Source organism: Streptomyces sp. PTL18, from assembly GCF_059510295.1.
On sequence record NZ_JCAJZO010000070.1, the window covers coordinates 1 to 7,532 of the forward strand.

At 67.7% G+C, this 7,532-nt stretch carries 5 protein-coding genes and 1 pseudogene; 4 read left to right on the plus strand and 2 right to left on the minus strand.

Annotated features, from left to right (window positions below; genetic code table 11):
• Positions 1–226: 226 nt before the first annotated feature.
• A pseudogene (locus tag AC5WS8_RS38735) lies at positions 227–958 on the minus strand (IS701 family transposase); the annotation flags it as partial.
• Between the two features lie 68 nt (positions 959–1,026).
• Complete coding sequence (locus AC5WS8_RS38740; protein ID WP_496108170.1) at positions 1,027–1,707, minus strand: sensor domain-containing protein; 681 nt, start codon at positions 1,705–1,707, stop codon at positions 1,027–1,029.
• Positions 1,708–2,243: 536 nt separating this feature from the next.
• Between AC5WS8_RS38740 and AC5WS8_RS38745 the strand changes: the two genes are divergently transcribed.
• The 4 genes from AC5WS8_RS38745 (at position 2,244) to AC5WS8_RS38760 (ending at position 7,276) form a co-directional block, all read left to right on the plus strand.
• Complete coding sequence (locus AC5WS8_RS38745) at positions 2,244–3,779, plus strand: LacI family DNA-binding transcriptional regulator (protein WP_496108171.1); 1,536 nt, start codon at positions 2,244–2,246, stop codon at positions 3,777–3,779.
• Between the two features lie 414 nt (positions 3,780–4,193).
• Positions 4,194–4,955, plus strand: coding sequence for a class I SAM-dependent methyltransferase (locus AC5WS8_RS38750; RefSeq protein WP_496108172.1), 762 nt, complete (start codon positions 4,194–4,196; stop codon positions 4,953–4,955).
• Positions 4,936–5,646, plus strand: a complete 711-nt coding sequence (locus tag AC5WS8_RS38755; RefSeq protein ID WP_496108173.1) for an ABC transporter ATP-binding protein — start codon at positions 4,936–4,938, stop codon at positions 5,644–5,646. The genes AC5WS8_RS38750 and AC5WS8_RS38755 overlap by 20 nt, the downstream gene beginning before the upstream one ends.
• Position 5,647: 1 nt before the next feature.
• Positions 5,648–7,276, plus strand: a complete 1,629-nt coding sequence (locus tag AC5WS8_RS38760) for a DUF6297 family protein (RefSeq protein WP_496108174.1) — start codon at positions 5,648–5,650, stop codon at positions 7,274–7,276.
• The last annotated feature ends 256 nt before the right edge of the window (positions 7,277–7,532 follow it).

The window sequence follows — 7,532 nt, forward strand, 5'->3', positions numbered from 1 at the left end:
ACCGGGTGAAGGCACGTCGTTGTTGAGCGTGCGGTTGATTTCGCCCGCGGTCTTCCGTTGGGGCGACTCAGCTTTCCCATCGCATGCCAAGCAGCGGCGCTACGGCATGGCCTGGTGTGATGTCAGGTTTGGTCGTGGCCAGTCTGCATCGTGGCAAATTCTACGGCCTCGGCTGACCGCTGCGCACCTGCCGTGCCATGCGGTGCTACCTGCCAACGACGGGTGGTCCCAGCCCGCCATAAGCAGGCCGGTGCGGCTCGGCATCCTCCGGGTGGGCGACTTCCTTCCCATTCAGGGCCAGGACACAGGACAGCCCTCGCTCCTGGAGACCGAGCCGGAACGGGGTGCTGACGCCGTAGCCGGCGTCGGCGACCACGACCGGCGCCTTCAACTGCCACTGGGCGAGTGTGTCCAGGAGACCGAGCGCAAGACGCCGCTTCTCCCGATGCACCACGTCGTCAGGGACCCCTGCCCTGCGGCATCGGTCCGGCTCCTCGGTCCACTCACGCGGCAGATACAACTGCCACTCCAACGGGCACGAGGCAGTGTCGTTGGCGGCATGGATACTGACCCCGACCTGGCAGTGCGCCCGTTTGCCGACCGCTTGGCAGTACTGGTGGGCCACCCCGACCGACGCGGTGCCACACTTGGGGAACGACACGTCGTCGATCACCCACACCTCGGGCCTGACAACTCCGGACAGCCGCTCAGCGATCCGCTGCCTGACCGGCAGCGGATCCCACGGCGACTGGTTCACGAACTGCTGCAGAGCCTGCATGTTCCCGTCCGGCAGCCGATCGGCCATCGGCTGGATCGACGTGCGCCGGCCGTCCAGCATCAGGCCCCGTAGATGACACTCGCCCCACCTCCGCTGATCCCGCCGCGGAAACGACCCCCACACATCGGCTACGAACTCCGATCACTCACCCCGGAGCCGTTCCACCTCCCACCGCCTCATGTCAGGAAACTGCCCAGCATCAACGGAGATCACCCAACGTAACGAAGCACTAGGCACTGTCCGGCGGATCATGTGCCTTTCGCATCTGCGGCGAGAACCTCTTCGTGGCCAAGCTCGGCCGCCGCCTGCTTCCCCGTTTGCTGGAGCAGTCTGAACGGGTCGGGACTACTCGTCGCGTTTACGCTGACCACGACGGTGCCCACACGGATCAGCTCCGTAGCCCATGGCTCGGCCTTGCCGCCCTGCAGGCTCCACGACCCCTGGAACGCTGTGGAGTCGTCGCCTGTTCGCGGGATCGGCATACTGACTATCTCCTTGAAGGAGAAGGAGTAGTTCTTGAGCCGGTAGTGAAGGTTGGAGCAGTGTTTGACTGAGGTCCGGGTGTCGTCGAAGACTCGCTCAGCTTCTCTGGCACTGGGGTAGCTGACCACCATGCTCTCCAACTGGACCTGACGATCAGTGGTGGTGAGGGTGTATCCCCTGTCGACCTCGTGCAGCCCGTGATAGTAGGAGCCGCTCAGGAATTGGGCGTTGAGGAAGGTCGTGCACTCGGAGCCGCCCGCATCCGCCTTGTACCTGATGCTCGCCACACCTGTGCGGTCGTATCTTGGCGCGCGTTTCAGCAGCGGGAAGTCTGTGTCGGACAAGGCGACCACCTGGAGCTGCTTCTCGCTCAGGACCACGGCCTGCACCCTGGGGTCGAGGCTCGTAACCTTGGCCTTCGGCGGCCCGGCGGCCTGCGACGCCACGGAGTGGACCTTCGTCCCAGACCCCCCACACGCAGCCGTAACGCCCAGCGCCATGCCCACCGCAACGGCACACACCGTACGTCGGACCGCGTTCATGTGTGCCCCTTGTGATCACCCCGCTGGCCACCGGAATATAGCAGCGCGGCTGTGCAGCGCCTCGGGTGCCCCGGCCGCCGGCCGTTACCGCGAGGACGGTGCCGACGAGGGCGGCACCGGCGAGACCGCGAGCACTGGGCCATCACAGCAGAGACCGGGAACACTGCTGAACCCGCTGGGAACCAGGACTGCCCGACCAGAGATCTCAAACAGGGATGAAGAGCTCGTAACACGCTCTTGCTGGCGGGTCCAGGTCAGCCGTAACCGGTACGACGATTGAGCCGTTCGTGAGAATGTGAACGTCACGCCGTTAGTCGTGGACGACGAGTTGTGAGCGATGATCGAGCCGATGCTGCCGCCCTGGCCCGAGCGGTCCCCCGGCCCCAAGCCAGTCCCCGACCGGCTGTGCCTGCAGGGCGTCCTAAGGGGGACAGCGGAACTTGGGTGTCGTGGAGAAGCGCGGAGACTACTGGCGCGGCCGGTACAAGGTCGCGCCCGGCAAGCACAACACGGTCGTCGACGAGAACGGCAAGGCGATCCGGTTCGCCACCAAGGGCGAGGCCCAACGGGCGGCGGCCGAGGCTGAGAACAAGTACCGTCGCGGCGACTGGTGGGACCCGGCCCTCGGCCAGGAGACCTTCGGTGAGTATGCGAACCGCTGGTACGAGGCCCAGGACCTGGCCGCCTCCACCATGCAGAACTACAAGCGCCACATCGAGGAGCACCTCCTCCCCGAGTTCGAGGACAAGGCGCTCGCCGGCATCCTGCGCACGGACGTCGACCTGTGGGAGAAGAAGGAGAAGGCCCTCTGCGCCGCCTCCAGCGTCAAGACCTGGCGCTCGACGCTCCACCTGATCTTCGAGGACGCGATCGACGAGGGCCAGATCACGTCCAACCCAGCCGCCCGGCGACGCGGGCGGGGCAAACGCGCCGACCGCTCCCGAGACCGTGGTCCGGAGAAGGTGGTCACCGACGCGCTCGGCATCCTGCTGACCGCCGAGCGCGCCGCCCTGCTCTCGGGCCGCGACGACGAGTTCGTCGCCGTGGTCCTCAAGGGGTACACCGCCATGCGCTGGGGCGAGATCGTCGGCCTGGAGACCGCGTTCGTCCGCCCTGGAGCCGTCCGGGTCGAGTGGCAGCTGTACGAGCTCGACACGGGGGAGCTGGTGCGCTGCCCGCCGAAGGACGACAGCTACCGCACCATCGACTCGATGGACTGGCTGACCGCGCTGGTGGCCAACCACATCGCCCGTACGAAGCCCGCGCCGTGCCCCTGCCACGGCAAGACCTACGTCTTCCGAGGGCAGGGCGCGGCGCGAACCGGGGGCCACCAGGGCGCGAAGCTCGTCGACGTCGCCCGTCGTGCCGGCGTCTCGACCGGCACGGTGTCCAACGTCCTCAACCACCCCGAACGCGTCACCGAGGCCACGCGAGCGAAGGTCGAGCAGGCCATCGCGGACCTCCGGTTCGTGCGGGGCGGTGTCGTGCCGGAGCATGCCGCCCACTGGCGCAGGAACGGTTTCGCGACCTGGCTGTTCACGCCGGCGGTCTCCGGCTGGTACCCGAAGAAGGCGCCGCAGGAGCCCCGGCCGGTGCCCTTGCTCGGCGAGCCGTGGCTCGGTGTCCCGGCCCGAGGACGCGGCGCCAGTGAGCGGGCCGACACCTGCTGGCTCCCGATCGCCAAGGGACTCACACCCCACGGCCTTCGCCATACCCACCGGACCGTGATGGAGGACCTGGGCACCGAGAAGGTTCTCATGGACGAACGCATGGGCCACATCGACGGCTCCGTCTCGGCGCGCTACGCCCACGTCACCCCCGGCATGCGCAAGCGCCTCATGGGCGGGCTAACCCAGCAGTGGGAGACGGCGCTCGACGTCCGCCTGGCGATGAGTCCCACGTCACCGGTACGTGTGCTCGGCGATCTCCTGCGCGGACGCAGGGAGTCACGTACGCCTGTACAGCACCAACGGTGAATGCTGCTGTGCTCCTGGCGATAACTGCCAGGGGCACAGCAGCATTCACGATGCCTCGCCGGCGCCGGGGCACACTGGTAGTGCCGCTCGCTCCGGAAGCTATGGCGAATGCTGGTCAGATTTCAGCCGCCGCCGACACCGATCAGTGTGACTGAGCAATCAGTGCAAAGGGGTAGTGGAAAGCGTGAGGGCGAACAGCTTGCGGGACGGGTGCTGAGTCTTCTGCGCAAACTTTGATGAAGGATCGGTAAGTGCAGGTGAGAGGTCTGCTCGTCTGCACTTACGCATAAGTTGGGTGTCGGGCCCCTGGGTGACTTCGTGGTCAACTGAGGCTCCCCTGAGGCATTGCACGCAGGTGGCTCAGACGGGAGACAGATGAAAACGATCGCTGCTTGCCCTGCGGGAGTGAACCCTATGGACTCGACGCAAACCTACGACAGCCTGGCCGATGTCTACGCTCTGATGTACCCGGCGTCTTCACCGGACATCAAGGACGCTGTCGACTTCCTTGCCCGGATATGCCCAGAAGGGGGAAAGATTCTGGAGTTCGGTGTAGGCAGCGGACGGCTCGCGGTACCCCTCGCTCAGCGGGGCTTCGAGGTGCACGGTGTCGACGGGTCCCAGCGGATGCTCGACAAACTCGCCGAGCGGGACACGGACGCACGCGTACGCGCCATCGCGGCCGACTTCACCAAGGTGAGCACCGGAGAGACCTACGATGTCGTCTTCATCGCCCTCAACACGCTGTTCGCACTGCATACGGCGGCGCAGCAAGTAGAGTGCGTGACCCGGATGCGGGAGCACCTGGCACCCGGCGGCCGAGTGGTCATCGAAGCGTTCGACCCGATGCCGTACCACCAGCAGCAGGGGGAGCACACCAGCACCCGCTACCTGTCCCCCAGCTCGGTCATGCTGGACAGCAGCCACGTCGTGCGGACTCGGCAGTTGGTTTTGGTCATCCACACCGTTCTGGACGGCACCGTGCCCCGGCCGACACAGGAGATCCTCCGCTACGCCTGGCCCTCCGAAATCGATCTCATGGCCCGGATCGCTGGATTGCGCCTCGTGGGACGGACTGCAGGATGGCGTGAAGAGCCCTATGGCGAGACGAGTGACCGTCACATCTCTGTCTATGCTGTCGATGATGTCAAGAACCATGGTGGAAGCGGCAGTTGAGCACGAGGACGTAAGAGCCCTGCTGGAATTGCAGAAGGTGACGCGTTCCTACGATGGATCCCAGGTGTTGCAGGGGGTGAATCTGACTGTGGCACCGGGGCAGTGCGTCGCTCTCACAGGCAGCAACGGATCCGGCAAATCGACACTTCTCCGTCTGGCGGCGGGTCGCGAGCGGCCCACCTCCGGCACCGTCCTCTTCGACGGCGCTTCGATGAACGGCGACGAACCGGCCGTGCGGGCGGCGGTCGCCACCGTGATGGATGTCGACGCCTTCTATCCCGATCTGACGGTCCGTGAGCACCTCATGCTCGTGGCGCTCGCGCATGGCCTGGGTGCGACGGCGCGCGACGCTGTGGCTGAGGTTCTGGCCAGTCACCACCTGGCGGACCATGCCGATCTGCTGCCGTCCGCGCTGTCTTCCGGGCTGAGGCAGCAGATGCTGCTGGCCGCGGCCTTCGTTCGCCCGCACGACCTGCTCATCGTCGACGAGCCCGAACAGCGGCTGGACGCCGCTGCGCGGCGGGAACTCGCGGACCGGCTGGCCCGGCATAAGGCACAGGGGGTGGCCATCCTCATGGCCACCCACAACGACCAGCTCGTCGAGGCGGTCGCGGACCGTGTGATGAGGCTGGCAGACGAGCAGCAGACCGAATCGGCGGGAGACGGGCGTGAGCACGGAAACGTCTTCTGACGTGCGATCGTCTGTCCAGCCGCCCGACAGCACTGCCGAGGTCCTGGGATTTCTGCGGGCCGCGCGCAGCGAGTACCGGACGGAGCGGCGCAAGAGCGCTGCCTTCGTGGCGTATCTGCTCGTGCTGTTCGGCGGGGTGTGGGGTGTGCCCGCCCTGCTGACTGTGGCGCGGCTGGGACAGTCGAGTCGACTCGACCGCTCGGAACCCTTCCTGCAGGCTCTGCCCCTGTGGCTGCCTACCGTCCTTGCCCTGGCGTCGCTGCTCATCGTGCGCAGTGCTGTGTGGCGCGGCCCGGTCGTCGCGGACAGCGCGACGGTGTCCTGGCTGCTGCCGCAGCCGATTGCGCGCGGACCGCTCCTGCTGCCGCGGTTGGCGTCATCGGCCACCGTCAGCGCGTTTCTCGGTATGATGACTGGTGGTGTGCTCGGCTTCCTCATCGCCAATGTGTCGGGGGCCCCATGGCTTTCGGTCACCGCTGCGGGCGTTTGGGCCGGGCTGGGTACCGCGCTGGTCGGCACCGGGCTCAGCGTGCTGATCGTGCGCCACGAAGGGCGACGGGAACGGCAGCAGCGCAAGATCTTCCAGGCCAGCTGGTGCGGGGTCGCCCTGATGGGCCTGCTGTCCGTCATCGCCCTGACCCGTGGGTTGCCCACGTTGGCGGGCACTACCGTCTTGTGGTTGTTGCCTTGGGGCTGGGCGGCTCAGCCCCTCACGGCGGCCGCGCTGGGCACGGCGCCGGGCTGGCCACTGGCCATGCTGATCTGGGCATGCAGCATCGCCGTGCTGGCGCGCTTGGCGGTGCGGGTCGTCCCGGACATCCCCGGAGCGGCCCTGCGACTGCGCGCCACGGTCGCCGACCGCATGGGCGCCTCGCTGTTCTCCTTGGACCTACGGCGGGCGCGTTCCGTGATGCGCGTGCGGCAGCGGCGAGGGGCACGTCCCGCGTCGTGGGTCCGGCCGCCGCGCCTGCCGTGGCTGGTACTTCCCTGGCGGGACGCGCTCAGCCTCGTGAGAGCGCCCGGCCGGCTCGGCTGGGGCTTCGCATGGTCCGCTCTGTCCACCGCCGCCCTCGCCTTCGCGTCCACCCGGACCGGAACGACCGCCACGCTGTCCTCCTGCGCCGCCTTGTGGTTCCTCTACCTCGCGGCCGCGCAGTTCGTCGAGCCGGCCCGGCTGGAGAGCGACGACATGCGCCGCAGCGCCCTGCTGCCCTACCGCGCGGGGAGCCTGGCGCTGTGGCACGCGGTCGTGCCCGGACTGCTGCTGGCCGCTGCCACGGGGCTCGGCCTCGCGGTGTGCGTTATCGGAGGTTGGTGGACACCCGCGCTGGCGGCGGTACCGGCTGCGGTGCCGGCGAGCGTCGGAGCGGCACTCGTCGGCGCCTACCGGGGTCCGGTCCCCTTTCACCTGCTGGTGGGTGCCGACACGCCGATGGGCAACACCGCGCCGATCCAGACGGCCGTCTGGTACTTGCGTGGGCTACTGGCGCTGATGGCGCTCGCAGGCCCCGCAGTGGTCGCCGCGGCGGCGGACGGGTCCTGCGGGCCGCAGGGCGCGGCGTGGCTGCTCCTGGCTGGCATTGCGGGCTTATTCTGGGCCCGTCGGACTGCTCGGCGGCTGCACGGTTGACTCCTCGGGCTGCTGCGGTGACGCCTGCCGCAGCAGCCGGGTCGCCAAGCTACGAAGCAACTCGGTAAGTTGAGGATCACAAGCGCGCACGTTGGCAGCAGAGGGATGCCGCAAACCGCGCGTGTGCACCCGGTGAGCCACATTCCGCTGGAAGTAGGGCCATGGCAAGGCCCGCGCCTAGGCTCGGCCGCATGGTTGCTCGTACACCAGCCGAAAGCTCGGAGGTCAGGCCGTTCCCTGCGTACGACCCGCTTGC